At 37.1% G+C, this 17,890-nt stretch carries 19 protein-coding genes; 15 read left to right on the top strand and 4 right to left on the bottom strand.

Annotated elements, in window-relative coordinates:
* Positions 1-3: 3 nt before the first annotated feature.
* The 4 genes from H5V42_RS06965 to H5V42_RS06950 are packed head-to-tail and all read right to left on the bottom strand — an operon-like array spanning position 4 to position 3,494.
* A complete protein-coding gene (locus H5V42_RS06965) occupies positions 4-873 on the bottom strand; it encodes a sterol desaturase family protein (protein ID WP_185782423.1) in 870 nt (289 codons plus the stop codon).
* A complete protein-coding gene (locus H5V42_RS06960; RefSeq protein WP_185782422.1) occupies positions 873-1,808 on the bottom strand; it encodes a sulfurtransferase in 936 nt (311 codons plus the stop codon). The genes H5V42_RS06965 and H5V42_RS06960 overlap by 1 nt, the downstream gene beginning before the upstream one ends.
* Complete coding sequence (locus tag H5V42_RS06955; RefSeq protein WP_185782421.1) at positions 1,792-2,277, bottom strand: monoheme cytochrome C; 486 nt, start codon at positions 2,275-2,277, stop codon at positions 1,792-1,794. Before H5V42_RS06955 ends, H5V42_RS06960 begins: the two co-directional genes overlap by 17 nt.
* Positions 2,274-3,494 (bottom strand): sulfite oxidase, encoded by a 1,221-nt coding sequence (locus H5V42_RS06950; RefSeq protein WP_185782420.1) that lies wholly within the window; start codon positions 3,492-3,494, stop codon positions 2,274-2,276. The genes H5V42_RS06955 and H5V42_RS06950 overlap by 4 nt, the downstream gene beginning before the upstream one ends.
* A 199-nt stretch (positions 3,495-3,693) precedes the next feature.
* On the opposite strand from H5V42_RS06950, the gene H5V42_RS06945 reads away from it, so the two are divergent.
* From H5V42_RS06945 to H5V42_RS06885, 15 genes are all read left to right on the top strand, one after another.
* Positions 3,694-3,900: a YgaP family membrane protein gene (locus tag H5V42_RS06945; RefSeq protein ID WP_185782419.1), complete on the top strand. Its 207-nt coding sequence runs from the start codon at positions 3,694-3,696 to the stop codon at positions 3,898-3,900.
* A 153-nt stretch (positions 3,901-4,053) separates the two neighbouring features.
* Complete coding sequence (locus tag H5V42_RS06940; protein WP_185782418.1) at positions 4,054-5,316, top strand: NAD(P)/FAD-dependent oxidoreductase; 1,263 nt, start codon at positions 4,054-4,056, stop codon at positions 5,314-5,316.
* Between the two features lie 163 nt (positions 5,317-5,479).
* A complete protein-coding gene (locus H5V42_RS06935) occupies positions 5,480-6,142 on the top strand; it encodes a peroxiredoxin (RefSeq protein ID WP_185782417.1) in 663 nt (220 codons plus the stop codon).
* Between the two features lie 128 nt (positions 6,143-6,270).
* On the top strand, positions 6,271-6,399 hold the full coding sequence (locus H5V42_RS15290) for a hypothetical protein (RefSeq protein ID WP_262889914.1): 129 nt from the start codon (positions 6,271-6,273) through the stop codon (positions 6,397-6,399).
* Between the two features lie 103 nt (positions 6,400-6,502).
* Positions 6,503-7,858: a cytochrome ubiquinol oxidase subunit I gene (locus tag H5V42_RS06930; RefSeq protein ID WP_185782416.1), complete on the top strand. Its 1,356-nt coding sequence runs from the start codon at positions 6,503-6,505 to the stop codon at positions 7,856-7,858.
* A 10-nt stretch (positions 7,859-7,868) separates the two neighbouring features.
* The gene (cydB, locus tag H5V42_RS06925; RefSeq protein WP_185782415.1) at positions 7,869-8,906 is read left to right on the top strand and encodes a cytochrome d ubiquinol oxidase subunit II; all 1,038 of its coding nucleotides are present in this window, start codon (positions 7,869-7,871) and stop codon (positions 8,904-8,906) included.
* A 274-nt stretch (positions 8,907-9,180) separates the two neighbouring features.
* Entirely contained in the window at positions 9,181-10,635 is a 1,455-nt protein-coding gene (locus tag H5V42_RS06920; RefSeq protein ID WP_185782414.1) for an NAD(P)/FAD-dependent oxidoreductase, read from the top strand.
* A 30-nt stretch (positions 10,636-10,665) separates the two neighbouring features.
* Positions 10,666-10,794, top strand: a complete 129-nt coding sequence (locus H5V42_RS15285) for a hypothetical protein (RefSeq protein WP_262889913.1) — start codon at positions 10,666-10,668, stop codon at positions 10,792-10,794.
* 9 nt (positions 10,795-10,803) lie between these two features.
* Positions 10,804-11,010, top strand: coding sequence for a DUF6132 family protein (locus H5V42_RS06915; protein ID WP_185782413.1), 207 nt, complete (start codon positions 10,804-10,806; stop codon positions 11,008-11,010).
* A 150-nt stretch (positions 11,011-11,160) separates the two neighbouring features.
* Positions 11,161-12,468: a TolC family protein gene (locus H5V42_RS06910; RefSeq protein ID WP_185782412.1), complete on the top strand. Its 1,308-nt coding sequence runs from the start codon at positions 11,161-11,163 to the stop codon at positions 12,466-12,468.
* Positions 12,469-12,475: 7 nt separating this feature from the next.
* Positions 12,476-13,567 carry an efflux RND transporter periplasmic adaptor subunit gene (locus tag H5V42_RS06905; protein WP_185782411.1) on the top strand — a complete coding sequence of 364 codons (1,092 nt, stop codon included), beginning with the start codon at positions 12,476-12,478 and terminating at the stop codon, positions 13,565-13,567.
* A gap of 9 nt (positions 13,568-13,576) precedes the next feature.
* Positions 13,577-16,780, top strand: a complete 3,204-nt coding sequence (locus tag H5V42_RS06900; RefSeq protein ID WP_185782410.1) for an efflux RND transporter permease subunit — start codon at positions 13,577-13,579, stop codon at positions 16,778-16,780.
* Between the two features lies 1 nt (position 16,781).
* Entirely contained in the window at positions 16,782-17,087 is a 306-nt protein-coding gene (locus tag H5V42_RS06895) for a hypothetical protein (protein ID WP_185782409.1), read from the top strand.
* Positions 17,088-17,096: 9 nt separating this feature from the next.
* On the top strand, positions 17,097-17,282 hold the full coding sequence (locus H5V42_RS06890; RefSeq protein WP_185782408.1) for a YgaP family membrane protein: 186 nt from the start codon (positions 17,097-17,099) through the stop codon (positions 17,280-17,282).
* A 49-nt stretch (positions 17,283-17,331) separates the two neighbouring features.
* The gene (locus H5V42_RS06885) at positions 17,332-17,889 is read left to right on the top strand and encodes a YeeE/YedE family protein (protein ID WP_185782407.1); all 558 of its coding nucleotides are present in this window, start codon (positions 17,332-17,334) and stop codon (positions 17,887-17,889) included.
* The last annotated feature ends 1 nt before the right edge of the window (position 17,890 follow it).

Raw genomic sequence — 17,890 nt, 5'->3', positions numbered from 1 at the left:
CGCTTAATTCTTTTTAAAACCATAAAACAGTTGCCCCCAGAAAGAACTTGGCATTTTTTCATCTCCAGGGTACCCCAAAGGTACCAATCCGCTATCTTCTGGAATGTGATTTGTTTTAAAAATGTAATCCCACAGGCTTAAACTAATCCCAAAATTAACGCCGAAACTACCTTTGGGTAAGGTGTATGCATGGTGGTATAAATGCATTACAGGATTGTTGAATATATATTTTAATGGGCCGTAAGATAATTTAATATTAGCGTGATTTAAATGGCCAATGGCAATTGCCGCAAAGTGTACAATGTAGGCTTGTTCGGGCTCAAAGCCACCTAGAATCATTACACCAAATGTTTTTAGTGGTTTATAAAGTATATTTTCCATCCAATGGTAGCGTAAATGCGCAGCAAAACCCATTTCTTTTACACTATGGTGAACTTGATGAAAACGCCATAATGCTGGAAACTTATGTAAGCAAACATGAGTGAACCATTGCACAAAATCTAATAGTATAAAAAATACCAGAAGTTCAGCCCATACCGGCCAACCAGATGTATTTAGTAAAGCCAAGCTTTCTGCTTTTATGCCAAACTCTGCGAAAAGCAAACCGAGTATCTTATAAACCCCGCTTATAACAATCGCAAAAACAAAGAAATTGAAATACATGTAAAAAGCATCCATCCAAAAATCTTTTCTGAATGCAGATTGATTTTTACGCCATGGAAATAATAGCTCCAATAGCCAAACCAGCAGCGAAATTGCCGTTAACCCCCAGAAATAGTTTTTATACCATGGAACATCAAAGGTTATAGCTTTCCAGGTGTAATTTACAGTTCCATTAAAAGCGGATATAAAGGCGTCTAAATACTGTTCCATTATTCAAAAATTTCAGTTTTAACATCATATTCAATGGGTAAATCATAATTGCTCCATTCTGTCCAAGAGCCATCATAATTTCTAACGTTTGTATACCCTAATAATTCTGTCAACACAAAAGTAGTATGCGCAGAGCGTACACCAGAATGACAATACACAATTATAGGTTCATTTTTATTTGGTAAATATGGGTGATATATTTTTTCTAATTCTTCAATAGAACGAAATTTTTTAGAAGCGTTGTAATCAACAGCTTTTGCCCAATCTATGTGGATACTTGTAGGAATTCTACCGGCTTTACCTGCTCCTTTTTTGTTGCGATAACCAGAATATTCATTTTTAGTTCTAGTATCAACAATGGTGATTTGTACATTTTGGTCTAAAAGCGCTTTTAAAGCAACACCTTCAATATGTTTAACAGGGTTTTCTTGTGTAATTATAAAATTTGTAGAATTTCTAATAGGTTCTTTAGTGTTGAATTCAAAACCAGCTTCTAGCAGAGCACTAACGCCACCGTTTACAATTCTAGTGGTGGTTATACCGTAATTATCCAAAATCCACCATAGGCGTGCCGCTTCACAAGAGCCTTTATCATCATATAGAATTAGGGTATCTTCATTAGTTATTCCCTTTTCAGAAAATAAAGATTGAAGTGCTTCTTTAGTTAACATCATTCCATTTGAAGTATGTTTTGCATCTTCAATATCTGTTCTCCATAGTTGAATAGCTTTTGGTAGGTGACCGGCTTTATAATTCTCGTAAGGTCTTAAATCAACTACAACATAACCGTCTTGCGATACTAAGCTTGCAATTTCAGAAGCTTCAATAAGGGTTTTAAATTCCTTTTTGGCAAGACTCTTTGAGCTCTGATTGGATTGACAAGCCAGCGCAAAAAATAATAGTACCGGCACTAAAAAACTACTCTTTAAGCTCATACCACTCAATATTGGCTAAATTTTGTCTGCGACCTTTTTTTTCTGGCGCATAATGCGTAGCCAAATAATTAACTATAATTTCTTCGTTTTTACCTAAATCCCATAAGTTTTGGGTGTCTTGCATCCACTTTATTGTGGCTTTCCAACCTTCTTTGTTCATTCGGTTTTGGGTAACCAATTTGGCAGAATGACAATTAGTGCAATTGTTTACAACGGTCATTAATCCTTCACCTTCTACAAAACCTGTACGAACATGTATGCCATCTTCAATCTTATCAAAATTTTCATTTGGGTCATCATTTACTACAACTAAATCTGTACTATCTGGTTTAGGTGTAAAAGCGGATAAGGTTGGGTCAACCATGATATATAGTAAAACAGCGGCAATACTCATAAAAAATACAAAGATGATTACGCTTAGCTTTCGTAATTGTTTTACCGAATGTTCAAAATTGTTATTCTGCATCATACAACTTTTACCGCTATTCTATGACAAGCATTGTTTAAATATCCTTTTGGATTCCATCCAGGTAAAACCATAGGTTGACTATTGCTTTGACTATCTGTGGCTCTCGCCCAAACTTCATAATATCCCTTTTCTGGGAAGCGTATGCTAGCTTTAAAATGCTGCCACGCTAAACGGTTACTTGCCATGGCTAAATCACATTTTTTCCAAGTACTTCCAAAATCTATAGAATATTCCATTTTAGTTACCTCCAATTCACCCGCCCATGCATGACCTCTAATGGAAAGTTGTTGTCCTGTTTTTATTGTTGCGCCGGTTTTTGGATACGTGATTAAAGATTTTACGGGCATAGATTCTATAATGCACATATCTTCATCGTCTACTTTTTCTCCTGGTGCTACTGGTTTGCAAGGAACCCGATAAGAAGACCCTACCATTTTTGGACCATCATGCACTTTGTTTCTTACACTTATACTTGTTAGCCACTTGCCCGAAGCAGATGCCGGCCAACCGCCACATACTAAACGTAACGGATAACCGTGGGCTAAAGGAATAGCCTCACCATTCATTTTAAAGGCAATCAAAGTTTCTTCTTGCAATGCTTTTGCTATAGGTACACCTCTAGATATAGGTTCTTTAGTGGGGTCTCCACTTAAGTGGGTGTCCGCAGCATGGTAGCCAATATATACTGCATCAGATTTTATGCCTACATCTTCTAAAACATCTTTTAAGCGTACACCTGTCCAATTTGCACAGGCTACTGCTCCAATGGTCCACTGATTGCCTTTTGCAGGAGGATTAAATTCACTTCTACCATTACCTCCACATTCTAAAGTTAATTGATAGGTGTATTGTTTGAACTTCGATTTTAGTTCGTTTAGACTGTATGTTTTTTTCTGGTTAACAGATTCACCGTCGATGATAAGTTTCCAGCTATTAACGTCAATTGCTGTAGGTATTTTACCATTATTTCTAATGAACATGTATTTATTGGGGGTTATCTTATCATCTAAAAGATGAGCCTGAGCTTCCATGTTCCAAGGCTTATCATTTAAAACTACCATTTCTTTATCCTTTTTAAACATTGAAAATGGGTCTGGGTCTTGCAAGCCTAAAGGAATATAGCCTGCTGGTAATTTTTTGCCAAAAACAATAGGAGTGCCGATAATACTTCCCATTGCAGCTAAGGATAAGTAGTTGTTAAATTTTCGTCGGTTCATGCTGTTGAGTGTGAATTTGTTAAAAATAGTTGATTAGAATTATTGAATTTGTAACCTAAGTTACATCTCTTTGCTTTGTACATAGTTACTTTTGATTATGAAGACAAAAATGTTGTTGAAGTTAATTGCGGTTTGTACGCTTTGTTTTCTACTAATATCAGGAATTGTAGTTTTAATTGAAACCCTATAAATAGCTATTATGAAAAAGAACATGGGAGGTGCTGACCGCATCTTAAGAATATTGGTAGCAATACTATTTTCGGTATTATTTATAACGGGTGTAGTCGAAGGCACATTAGGTTATATACTACTTGCAGTAGGTGCTGTGTTTTTACTTACAAGTTTTGTTAGTTTTTGTCCTTTATATACCATTTTTGGAATTAATACATGTAAAGTAAAAAACTAAATTTTTGGTTGGTTCAGTTAAAAGCCGCTCTATATAGAGCGGCTTTTCTTTTTTTAATAGTTGGCTATTGTATTGAGAAGAATGTAACAAATGTTACATAATATTGAGATGTTCGTATTTATATTACAGAGAATTTAACTAACTGACAAAATTATGAAGTCGCATTATCAAGTATTAATCATTGGAGGGGGAACTGCAGGTATTATGACCGCTGCACAGTTACTTAAAAAAGATGCCAAAACAAGTATAGGCATTATTGAACCCTCTGATACCCATTATTATCAACCCGCATGGACCCTAGTAGGTGCTGGTACCTACGATTTTAAAAAAACTGCAAAACCTATGGCAGAAGTAATGCCTTCTGGTGTTGACTGGATAAAAGATAAGGCGACAGGTTTTGACCCCGAAAATAATGCAGTAACTACAGAAGCCAATGGTATTGTAAACTACGATTTTTTGGTAGTGGCTCCGGGCTTAGTTATGGAACCTTCTATGATAAAAGGTTTACCAGAAGCTATGGAAAAGGGCATAGCTTGTAGTAATTACACCGACCCTGAACATACGTGGCAAACCATTAAAAACTTTAAAGGGGGCAATGCACTTTTTACGCAGCCAACTACTCCTATTAAATGTGGTGGCGCACCACAAAAAATTGCCTATTTAGCAGCAGATTATTTTAGAAAAAATGGACTGGCAGCTAAAACCAATGTCATATTTGCCACCCCTGGTACTGTAATTTTTGGAGTGAAAGAAATTCGAGATACCTTAATGAAGGTTATTGATCGATACGGAATTCATTTTAAACCTTTTTATGCACCAAAATGGATTGATGTAGAAAATAAGATTGTTCATTTTAATCATACCGCTCCTGAAGAAAATCAGTGTGTAATTAATGAGGATAATCCTTTAGGGGAAAAAATGTATGGTGATGCTGATATAGAAGTGCCATTTGATATGTTGCATCTTGCACCACCACAAGCAGCACCAAAATTTATTAGAGACTCCGTGTTATCAAATGATGCTGGTTGGTTGAACGTAGACCATTTTTCTATGCAACACAATCAATACCCTAATATTTTTGGATTAGGTGATGTAGCTGCGTTGCCTACAGCTAAAACAGGTGCAGCAATTCGTAAACAAGTGCCTATTGTTGTAGATAATATCTCAATGTTAATTGCCCATAAAGCGGCCACCAATAAATCGTATAATGGTTACTCTTCTTGTCCGTTAGTAACGGGTTACGGCAAAATGACTTTAGCAGAGTTCGATTACAAAAATAATTTTATACCTGACCCAAAATTAAAACGCATGCTTGTCTTTGATAGTTCTAAAGAGCATTGGAGACTATGGATGCTTAAAAAATATGGCTTACCCTATTTGTACTGGAATAAAATGCTGAAAGGCGAAAATGTTTAAAGCGTAAAGACGGTTAATAGCCGTCTTTTTTACTTCAGAAAAACAAATGTTTTGTTAAAATTTAAACTCAATTAGGTTAGTGTAACCCAGGTAACTTTTCTTTATTATATGATAGTATACATTTATTAAAAATTAAATAAATATAATTAAAATCTATACTATTATGAATGATTTATTAAATGATAATCCGGTTACTTCAATGCCAAGAATAGGGGATATTGCACCAGATTTTGAAGCAGTTACTACAAAAGGGAACATAAAACTTTCTGATTTTGCTAAGGACAAATGGATTGTTATGTTTTCTCATCCTGCAGATTTTACACCTGTTTGTACTACAGAAATGAGTGGTTTTGCGCAACGTAAAGATGAATTTGATGCACTAAATACTGAGCTATTAGGTTTGAGTATTGATAGTATACATGCACATTTAGGTTGGGTGCAAAATGTAAGAGTAAACACAGGGGTGTATTTTGATTTTCCAATAATTGCAGACTTAGATATGAAGGTGTCTAAATTGTATGGCATGTTGCAACCTAACGAAAGTGAGACAGCTGCAGTAAGAGCAGTTTTCTTTATAGACCCAAACAAAAAGATAAGGTTAATTATGTATTATCCACTTAATGTAGGTAGAAATATGGATGAAATATTACGTTCATTAGAAGCTTTACAAACTTCAGACAAACATAAGGTGGCAATGCCTTTAGATTGGAAAAAAGGTGATAAAGTTATTGTTGGGCCTCCTAAAACCTTAGACCAATTAAACGAAAGATTAGCAGATGATACGTTAGAAAAAGTAGATTGGTATTTGGCTAAAAAAAGTATCTAGTAAAAACATATACTAGTTAAACAGAATAGTGATAAAGGGGTGGTTAAAACCACCCCTTTTTTTTATGAGAATTATCATATTTTCAACTTAATCAATCTACTACATTTACTTTACTAAAATTAAAAATTATGCTTTTAACTTCATTATTTCCATTAGTTTCTTGGGACAACGGCGTTTTAATGATTGGGGTTTTTGCTGCTGTTGTTGTAATTCTTGTTGTAGCTGTACTTCTAATGATGCGTAGCGGAAAAAGTTAAGTTGTTGGTAACGGTGTTAAAAAAGATTTAAAACACAGTTAAAGTAACCGGAGTTACGTTTGCTCAGTTTTGTACCCTATAATTTTGAGAAAACTTACATTATATGGATACAGAAATCCTCGCAAGAATCCAGTTTGCTTTTACTGTAGCCTTTCATTACATATATCCACCATTAAGTATTGGTTTAGGCTTATTAATGGTTGTTTTTGAAGGTCTTTATTTAAAAACAGGCAAGAAGCAATATGAAATTTTAACCCGTTTTTGGTTAAAAATATTCGCGATAACCTTTGGTATAGGTGTGGCTACGGGCATCATCATGGAGTTTGAATTTGGTACCAATTGGTCAGTTTACTCTAAATATGTTGGTGATATTTTTGGTAGTGCCTTAGCGGCAGAGGGTTTATTTGCTTTTGGTCTAGAAAGTACCTTCTTGGGTATTTTACTATTTGGGTGGAACAGGGTTTCTCCTAAAGTTCATTTTATATCAACCATTGGTGTCTTTTTAGGGTCCATGTTTTCCGCAGTTTGGATTGTGGTGGCCAACAGTTGGCAACAAACCCCTGCGGGTTACCATATTGTTGGTGAAGGTTTAAATGCAAGGGCCGAGGTAACCGACTTTTGGGCCATGGTCTTCAATCCATCGAGTGTAGACCGTATAATACATGTTTGGCAAGGTGCATTTCTTTCGGGTGCCTTTTTAGTGCTAAGTGTACATGCCTATTACCTTCTAAAAGGCAGGTACGTAGAAATTTCTAAAAAAGCTTTTAAAATAGCTTTGGCGGTAGCAACCCTTGTTTCGTTAACACAGTTGGCTTCCGGGCATAGCTCCGCAGATGGCGTAGCAGAAAACCAACCGGCTAAATTAGCCGCTATGGAAGGCCATTATGAACCATCTGCAGCTGCTGATTTGTACCTTTTTGGATGGGTAGATAACGATTCGCAAGAGGTTACGGGAATCGGTGTTCCTGGTGGACTTTCGTTTTTGGTACATCAAGATTTTGAAGAACCCGTTGCGGGATTAAATGCTTTTCCTAAAGATGAGGTGCCAACACAAGTTAATGCCGTATTTCAGTTTTACCATATCATGATTTCCATTGGCATGTTTTTAATAGGTTTAACCCTCTATGCTTGCTACTTGTGGTGGCGCGGAAAATTGTTTGAGAAAAAATGGTTGTTAAGGATTTTTGTTTTATCGGCACTATTACCGCAGATAGCCAATCAGGTAGGTTGGTTTGCCGCAGAAATGGGTAGGCAGCCTTGGGTGGTTTACGGTCATTTAAAAACCAGCGACGCTTTTTCTCAAGAGGTGTCTTCCAATCAGATTCTATTTTCTTTGATTTTGTTTTTTGTGGTGTACACCATCTTGTTTTTACTATTTCTTTACTCGGTAAATAAAAAAATAAAACACGGCCCATATGAAGAAGCAGAAAATCCAAACGAATTTTTAAAATATACGTAATAGGTACAGCATGGAAACATTTTTAGGCATAGATTATCCCACTTTATGGTACTTGGTTGTTGGACTATTATTTTCTGGTTACGCCATTTTAGAAGGTTTTGATTATGGTGCCGGCGCTTGGCATTTGTTCTTTAGAAAAGATATGAGTAGGCGTATAGCCATTAACGCTATTGGTCCTATTTGGGATGCCAACCAGGTTTGGTTAATAATTGGTGGTGGCGCATTGTTCGCTGGTTTTCCGGTAATGTACGCCACTATGTTATCGGCCATGTATATTCCTTTTATGCTTTTTTTAATGCTATTGGTGTTGCGTTCAGCGGCCATAAAGTTTAGAAGTGCGGAAGAAATGACTTGGTGGCGAAAAACGTGGGATATTGTTTACTTTCTTTCCAATACCCTAATTGGTTTTCTGTTGGGTGTTGTTTTGGGTAATGTGTTACAAGGGTTTGAACTGCATGAAAATCATGTGTATAAAGGTGGTGTATTCCTTACGTTCTTAAATCCGTATGCTATCTTAACTGGGTTAACCACTTTATCTATTTTTATGACCCAAGGGGCTATTTTTCTCTTGTTGAAGACAGAAGGCCGGTTGTTTGCTAGATTAACGTTTCTTTTAAAGAAGGGAATGATTTTCTTTATCGTAACTTTTGTTTTTACTTCGTTCTATACTTTAATCTATTTGCCCGGGGTAATCGATAAGTTCAAAGAAAACCCAGTGTTTTTTGTCATTCCTATTTTGGCATTTTTAGCGGTGGCCAATGTGCCTAGATTGGTGTCTAAAAAGAAGTACATGCAAGCCTTAATATTTTCTTCGTTGACTATGGCATTTTTACTAATGTTGGTGGCTTTTCAATTGTATCCCGTATTGCTGCCTTCAACAATAAATCCTGCTTATAGTGTTACTATTTATAATGCGGCTTCTTCGCAAAAATCATTAGGTATTATGCTAACTATTGTGCTAATTGGAGCACCCTTATTGGCCATGTATTTCTTGTTCCTTTACCGAACTTTCAATGGTAAAGTAAAATTAGATGATACCAGTTATTAGTCTTCTTTTTTCTTACTGAACTTAAAGATGAGCCATATAAACCCAATAATAAAATGAAGCAAAATGATACCACCAATTATGTAGATAAATGTGTTAGAATCGTTTCTCATGCTTGTTGTGTTTTAATCTAAAAAAGAAAAAATTTTAAGTTAAAGTTAGTTTGCTTAGGTTGTTAGTTTGGTAACTAAGGTTACCAATAGAGGTGACCAAAGTTGCTGATTGGTATGGGTATGTGACCCTACCTTTAAATCACATTTAAATAAAGCAAACTAAAATGTCTAAAATCGTAATATTAGGGGCCGGCATATCTGGCCATGTGGCGGCTTCGCATTTAAGACGAAAATTAGCTAAGGAACATCAGGTTGTTGTGGTCTCGCCAAATAGCAGTTATCAATGGATACCATCAAACATTTGGGTGGGTATAGGCCGTATGCAACCAGAACAAACCAAATTTCCACTGAAACCTTTATACAAAAAGAAGGGTATTGAATTTAAGCAAGCAAAGGTTACAACTTTTCACCCAGAAGGTGATGCTGAAACAGAAGCTCCGTTTGTAACAATTGAATATGTTGCGGAAAAAGCTGGGCAAACAGAAAAGGTAACTTACGATTATTTGATAAATGCCACGGGACCCAAACTTAATTTTGAGGCAACAGAAGGCTTAAAACCTGGAACCAACGGGGTGTATTCCGTTTGTACCTATTCACATGCAGACCATTCTTGGAAAGCGCTAGAGCAAGCTATTGCTAAAATGAAAAAAGGGGTTAAGCAGAAAATTGTTATTGGTACAGGGCACGCAAAAGCAACTTGCCAAGGCGCTGCATTTGAATATATTTTAAACGTAGAACAAGAGTTAAGGCGACATAAGGTGCGTGATATGGCAGAAATTACTTGGCTGTCTAACGAATATCAATTGGGCGATTTTGGTATGGACGGAATGTTGTTGAGTTACGGTAGCAATATTTTAAAATCTGCTGAGATGGTAGAAATGATTTTTGAAGACCGAGGTATAAAATGGATTTTAGGTGCTGGGGTAACAAAAATTGAAGCGGGTTTGGCACATTATGAAAATTTAGATGGCGAATACAAAACCGAACCTTTTGATTTTGCTATGCTTATCCCATCTTTTTCAGGGCATGGATTTAAAGCGTATGATAAAAAAGGAGTAGATATTACAGATAAATTATTCAAAGGTTTTATGTTGGTGGATGCGGATTATACACCTAAACCTTATGAAGAATGGAAAGTGCAAGACTGGCCAGAGACCTACCAAAACCCCCACTATGAAAATATTTTTGCTCCAGGTATTGCTTTTGCACCTCCCCACGGTATTTCAAAGCCTAGAAAAAGTAAAAATGGTACAGATATTACGCCAGCGCCACCTAGAACAGGTATGCCTTCTGGTATTACGGCAAAATTAGTTGCAGATAATTTAATTGATAAAATTAAGGGTAAGCATAAAACCTTACATCATAAAGGTTCCATGGGTAATATGGGTGCTGCTTGTATAGCTAGTGCAGGGTTCGGAATTACTAAAGGTAGTGGTGTTAGCATCACAACATATCCCATTGTTCCAGATTTTGAGAAATATCCAGACTCACATGGAAGAAAGTTAGGTCAGACATTTGGTGATATTGGTTTAGCGGGGCACTGGTTAAAATTGGCATTACATTATGCCTTTCTGTACAAAGCCAAAATGAAACCATTTTGGTGGTTAATTCCAGAGTAAGCATAAGGTTCATTTATAAAAACTACTAAAATGACAAGAAGAATATCTAAAACAAAACAATTTATAATGATGAACCCCATCATTCAGTTTTTTAAATTCATTTATTTAAGTTTAAAAGTATTGGTAATTGTAGCTGGCGGTCACGGCGGCACACGTTAATACATTTATATGACTAAAAAGGGAATACTAATAACAGCAGTTGGGGTTATCGTTGGCCTATTGGCTGGATATGTTTATTATACTGAAATTGGTTGTTTGTCCGGCACCTGCCCCATTACATCAAAACCCTTGAATAGCACCTTATATGGAGGTCTGTTAGGCGGTCTTTTGTTTTCTATTTTTGTGCCCGATAAAAAGAAAAAGAAAAGCGAATAACTGCACAAAACAGTATAGCAGATAACCGTTGTTTTTACCGTGTAAAAGCAACGGTTATCTATTTGTAACCTGGGTCACCAAGTGGGGTAACCAAGGTTACTGCACAAGAAAATCCATGGGTCTACTTTTGAATTAAAATTAAAATAGACCATGAAACAATTGTTGTTTTTCGCTTTTATATGTTTCTCAGTTGTGGTGCTACACGCACAACAAACCGTTCCTATTTCCTTAGAAAAAGCTTTAGAAGAAGTTCAAAAAGCTAATGTGCAGCTAAAGATATCGGCCTTAGAAGCCAATGCGGCAAAGGCAGATTATGGTATGAGTAGTGCTACGTTTTTACCAAACATTTCTATATCTCATACTGGTATTACAACCACCAATCCGTTAATGGCCTTTGGTTCCAAATTAAATCAAGAGGTGCTTACAGCGGCAGATTTTAATCCAGATTTATTAAATGACCCGGATGCTATTGAGAATTTTGCTACCGTTATTTCTGTGCAACAACCGCTGTTTAATGCGGATGGATTTCTAAAACGAAAGGCAGCAAAGTCAACTTTTGAGGCTAAAGAATTACAGTTTCAAAGAACACAAGACTACATGCAATTTGAAACAGAAAAGGCATACATGCAATTACAGCTAGCTCATAAAATGGTTGCCGTACTTCAAAAAGCAGATACCACGGCAAAAGCCAATAAAAAACTAACGAAAGATTATTACGACCAAGGTCTCATTCAAAAAGCAGATTGGTTACAGGCTCAAGTGCGCGCCTCTCAGGTTAACGACCAATTGCAACAGGCCTTGAGTAACCTGAGCAATGCATCAGATTATTTAAAATTTTTGATGCAAACCACTATTGAAGGTAACCTTGAACCACAAACAGATTTAAGACCAACGGTACTAGAAACGCTTACCATAGATGCTACTTTAGATAATAGAGCAGATGTTAAAGCAATGCGAAAGGCTGCTGAGGCCTACAAAGCCAATGCAAAAGCAGATAAATTAGCTTTTTTACCCAGATTAAACGCCTTTGGAACCTATGAGTTATATGATGATGAAGTATTTAAGGCCGGAGCAAATGGGTATACTTTAGGGGCAAGTTTAAGCTGGGATATCTTTAAAGGTTCCCAGCGTTTTTCCCAAGCTAAAAAAGGCAAAATAAATGCTGATAAAGCCCAATTAGAATTGCAGTCTTACAAGGCTAAGAGCAACATGGAGTTAGACAAGGCCAAACGCATGTTAGCCGTTGCTAAAAGTCAATTAGCATCATCTGCCTTGGCTTTGGAGCAATCAGAAGAGGCGTTAAAAATACGGACCAACAGATTTAAAGAAGGTCTTGAAAAAACCACAGACTTACTAATGGCAGAAACTCAGTTGGCAGAACAACAACTTACTCACTGCCAAACCATTTACGAACACAATTACGCACTAGCATACTTTAAATTTTTAACCAAAGAATAGTACTACCATGAATACATTATTTTCCATAATTAAAAAGGGCTTTGCTTTTAGTATCCTTACTGCACTTATAGTTGCTTGTGGAGAGGATAAGAAAGTAAGTCCAACAGAAAAAGACCCTATAAATGTAAAAGTAGCACAAACTGCAACCACTAATACAGGTTATGTGCAAGCGGGTAGTGGTCAAATAACCCCTATTAACAGTGCAACCTTAAGCACTAGAATGATGGGCTTTGTAGAAAGAATACCGGTTAAAGTGGGGCAAAAGGTTCAAAAAGGCCAGTTGCTTTTAGTTATTAAGAATACCGATTTACAAGCTAAAAAAGCACAGGTAGATGCTGGTATTTTAGAAGCTACTGCAGGTTTTAATAATGCCGAGAAGGACTACCAACGATTTCAAAATTTATTCAATCAAAACAGTGCGTCACAGAAAGAGTTGGACGATATAACCGCACGCTACCAGATGGCCAAAGCTAGATTAGAAGCGGCCCAGCAAATGAAAAATGAGGTCAATGCACAATTCGCTTATGCTAACATAAAAGCTCCTTTTAGTGGTGTGGTCACCAATACCCATATTGATGAAGGCGCTATGGCAAATCCGGGTATGCCCTTGGTAAGTATAGAAGGTCCAGGCGTCTATGAAATTGAAGCTAAAGTAGCAGAGCGTGTTATTAACCAAATAAGTGTTGGAAAAGAGGCCAACGTTTACATAAAAGCTTTGGATAAAACAGTTAAGGGAGAAATTATGGAGCTAAGTACTTCTGCTCAATTTTCTGGTGGTTTGTATGTGGCGAAGGTTAAGTTAAACGAAACGCCTAAAGAGCTACGTTCGGGTATGTTTGCCACGGTATCAATTGCTGTAGAAGAAGGTATCCAGTTTAACAGTAATGTTACTGTACCTAAAGCGGCCTTGGTAGCAAACGGTCAGCTTACGGGTATTTACACAGTTGGTCCAAATAATACCGCCATTTTACGTTGGTTACGGCTTGGGAACACTATTGGAGACCAAGTAGAGGTAATATCTGGTCTCACTAAAGATGAAACCTACGTGGTTTCTGCAGAAGGTAAATTATATAACGGCGCTAAGCTATCCATTCAATAATAGAACATCATGAAAGAAGGTTTAGCAGGTAAAATAGCAAAGGGGTTTTTAACCTCTAAATTAACGGTACTTCTAATGATTGTATTTATGGTCATTGGCGTATACAGTTCGTTTTTAATTCCTAGGGAAGAAGAACCACAGATAGATGTGCCCATGGCCGATATTTTTGTAGGTTATCCTGGAGCAAATCCTACGGAGGTGGAATCTAGAATCACCAAGCCATTAGAAAAAATCATCTCCAATATTAAGGGTGTAGAATATGTGTATTCTACCTCTATGAACCAAGCAGGTATGGTGATTGTACAGTTTTACGTAGGTGAAGATATTGAGCGTTCCTTGGTTCGGTTGTATGATGAGATTAATAAGCATATGGACCAAATGCCAGAAGGTGTAACCATGCCGTTGGTAAAAACGCGTGCTATTGACGATGTGCCTATGTTAGGCTTAACGTTGTGGAGCAAAACGTATGACGACTATCAATTAAGTCAGATTTCAGATGAGCTTATCAATGAAATTGAAAAGGTGAACGATGTTTCCATCACCAAAAAAATAGGAGGTAGAGAACGGCAGTTTCGTGTGGTTTTGGATAAAGAAAAATTATCTGGACTAGGTTTGGATTTTTTAATGGTGGCCCAAATGATAAAGGCCAACCACAGCCAAATGGATGCCGGTAATTTGGTTAGTAATGATAATGAGTTTCATGTAACCACGGGTAATTTTTTAGAAACCCAACAAGATTTAGAGCAATTGGTTGTAGGTACTAATAACAACCAACCCATTTATTTAAAACAAGTAGCTCAAATAGTAGATGGCCCAGAATTACCTAAAAACTATGTTGCTTTTGGTTATGGGGCTGCCAATGCAGAAGCACGTTCATCATATCCTTCAGAATATCCGGCGGTAACCATTTCCATTGCCAAGCGCAAAGGGGCAGATGCCATGAAGATTGCCGATGTGGTGCTAGAGAAAGTAGAGCATTTAAAAAAGACTTTACTAACAGAAGATGTACAAGTTGCTATTACCCGTAATTACGGGGAAACGGCGTCACAGAAGGTTTCAGAATTATTGTTACACTTAATAGGAGCTATTGTAGCGGTAACTTTTGTAGTAATGTTAGCCATGGGCTGGCGCGGTGGTTTGGTAGTATTTCTATCGGTACCTATCACATTCGCTTTAACCTTATTGAGTTACTATTTATTGGATTATACCTTAAACCGAATCACTTTATTCGCTTTGGTGTTCGTAACCGGTATTGTGGTGGATGATTCCATTATCATAGCAGAGAATATGCACCGGCATTTTAAGATGAAACGTCTGCCGTTTAAAGATGCAGCGTTGTACGCCATTAATGAGGTTGGTAACCCCACAATTTTAGCCACGTTTACCGTAATTGCTTCGGTATTACCTATGGCATTTGTTTCTGGTCTAATGGGGCCTTATATGTCTCCTATGCCAATTGGAGCTTCTATTGCTATGCTGTTGTCCTTATTCGTAGCATTGACCATTACGCCTTATTTGGGGTATTTATTCCTTCGTGAAAAAGAGAAAAAAGGTGCACAAAAAGAAGAGGTTAAAACGGTACAAGACACCTTTATCTACAAATTGTACAATCGTTTTGAGCGTCCGTTAATCGAGAATAAGACAAAGCGTTGGGCCTTTTTAGGAATTACGGTTGTTTTATTGTTGGGTTCTATGGTATTGTTCTTTACCAAATCTGTTGCCGTAAAAATGTTGCCTTTTGATAATAAGAACGAATTTCAGGTAGTCATAGACATGCCAGAAGGTACCACCCTAGAACGTACTGCGGTAGTTTCTAAAGAAATTGCCACTTATTTGTCGCAACAGACCGAGGTTGTGAATTACCAAGCTTATATAGGTACTTCTGCCCCCATTACCTTCAATGGTTTGGTGCGTCACTATGATTTAAGAAAGGGAAGCAACGTGGCAGATATTCAAGTAAATCTAGTAGATAAACACGACCGTAGTATTCAGAGTCATGATATTGCTAAAAAATTCCGTAAACCGGTTCAAGAAATCGCTAGCCGTTACAATGCCAATGTTAAGATTGTTGAGGTGCCACCAGGCCCTCCTGTTTTATCTACTATTGTAGCAGAAATTTATGGACCTGACTATGAGAAACAGATTGAAATTGCGGATAAGGTTCAGCAAATTTTGAACAACACTACTGATGTGGTAGATGTGGATTGGATGGTAGAAAGTGACCAGGAACAGTACAATTTTACGGTAGACAAAGAAAAAGCCATGTTGTACGGGGTAAGTACTACCCAAATAGTGCATACCATGAATATGGTGCTCTCTGAGAATCCCGTAACACATATGTATCAAACCGATGCTTACAATCAAGTTGGCGTTATATTGACTACAGCAGAAAAAGACCGCTCTAGTTTACAAGATTTGCTGCAAGTTAAAGTGGCCTCTAAAAATGGAGAGTTGTATCCTATTGGTGATTTGGTTACCGTAGAAAAGGGGATTAAGCCAAAGAGCATTTACCGTAAAAATCAAAAACGGGTAGTGTATGTAATGTCAGATATGGCAGGTGAATTGGAAAGTCCTGTTTATGCTATTTTGGGTATGACAGATAAATTAAATCAGATTGACTTACCAGAGGGGTATACTATGAACGAACTGTATATGGAGCAGCCCCAATACCAAGATAACTTTACCGTAAAGTGGGATGGTGAATGGCAAATTACCTTGGAGGTATTTCGCGATTTAGGTATTGCTTTCTTAGGAGTAATCATCATTATCTACATGTTAATTGTAGGATGGTTCCAAAACTTTAAAGCTCCTTTAGTGATGATGGTGGCCATACCCTTATCCTTGGTTGGTATTGTATTGGGCCATTGGATAATGGGTGCCTTCTTTACAGCAACCTCATTTATTGGAATGATTGCCCTTGCGGGAATCATGGTGCGAAATTCAGTATTGCTTATAGACTTTGTTAACCTAAGGCTAGAAGATGGCGTTGGATTAAAACAAGCTGTGATAGAGGCAGGTGCGGTACGTACTACACCTATATTACTAACTGCGGGTACGGTGGTAATAGGTGCCTTTGTAATACTTTTCGACCCCATTTTTCAAGGTTTGGCCATTAGTTTAATGGGTGGTACCATAGCTTCAACAGTATTGACCTTATTGGTGGTGCCGCTTGTGTATTATATGATAGAACGTAAAAACTTTAAACAAGACTAAAATGAAACTCATAATAATAACTGCGGTAAAAGAATATGAGAACAGTGTTTTTAAATTACTAAAAACGGCTGGGATAGAACATTTTAGCGGTTCACCTATTGATGGTTATAAGACCGTACCCACTGTTTTAATGGAAAGCAGTTGGTTTCCTAGTGATAAAGCTGGGGCTGCTTCTAGTCTGTTCTTTTCGTTTACAGAAGAAGAAAAAGTAGATGCACTTTTTAACGCTATAGAAAAGTTTAATTCAGAATTACAATCTACAAACCCGGTTAGGGCTGTAGAATTACCCATATCTAGATATATCTAATTATAAAACATGAAAAATAGAATTGTAAGAGCCGTAGCAGGAAGCTTTGTATTAATAAGTTTATTGTTGGCCGTATATGTAAACCAAAATTGGCTTTGGTTCACTGCTTTTGTAGGGGCCAATTTATTGCAATCATCATTTACCAAATGGTGTTTATTAGAAGATATTCTTAAAAAGTTCGGGGTTAACGACTAAAAGCCTATTTGCCTAATTCTACGTATTTTTGCCGTCTCAAAATACAGGTATGACAAAAATATTAGAACCGTGGCCTTGGTATGTTTCTGGGCCGTTAATTGCCTTAACCATGGCAATCCTCATCTTAATGGGGAAACGTTTTGGAATGTCTTCTAATTTAAGAACTCTATGTTCTATTGGTGGGGCAGGTAAGCTAGCAGATTTTTTCAGATTTGATTGGAAAGCACAACGTTGGAATTTGTTAGTTGCGGTTGGTGTGTTTGTTGGCGGATTTATTGCACAAAACTTTTTATCGCCCAATGATGCCGTGGCTATTTCTGAAAATACAATTGCTAAACTAAATACACTAGGTTTTGAAGATGGCGGACAAGCCTATATGCCCCAAGCCTTATTTGAAAACCAGGTTTTTTCTAACCCTAAAAATTTAGTATTACTAATTCTGGGTGGATTCCTTGTAGGCTTCGGCGCGCGTTATGCCGGTGGTTGTACTTCGGGCCATGCCATTTCTGGTCTAAGTAATTTACAGTTACCATCGCTTATCGCTGTAATTGGTTTTTTTGTAGGTGGTTTGTTAATGGTTCATGTAATCTTTCCAATATTATTCTAAG

Origin of the sequence: Croceivirga lutea, from assembly GCF_014235875.1 — a bacterium.
Classification (GTDB): Bacteria; Bacteroidota; Bacteroidia; order Flavobacteriales; family Flavobacteriaceae; genus Croceivirga; species Croceivirga lutea.
The sequence above is the reverse complement of the archived record's forward strand: the minus strand, read 5'-3'. Positions and strand labels throughout refer to the sequence as shown.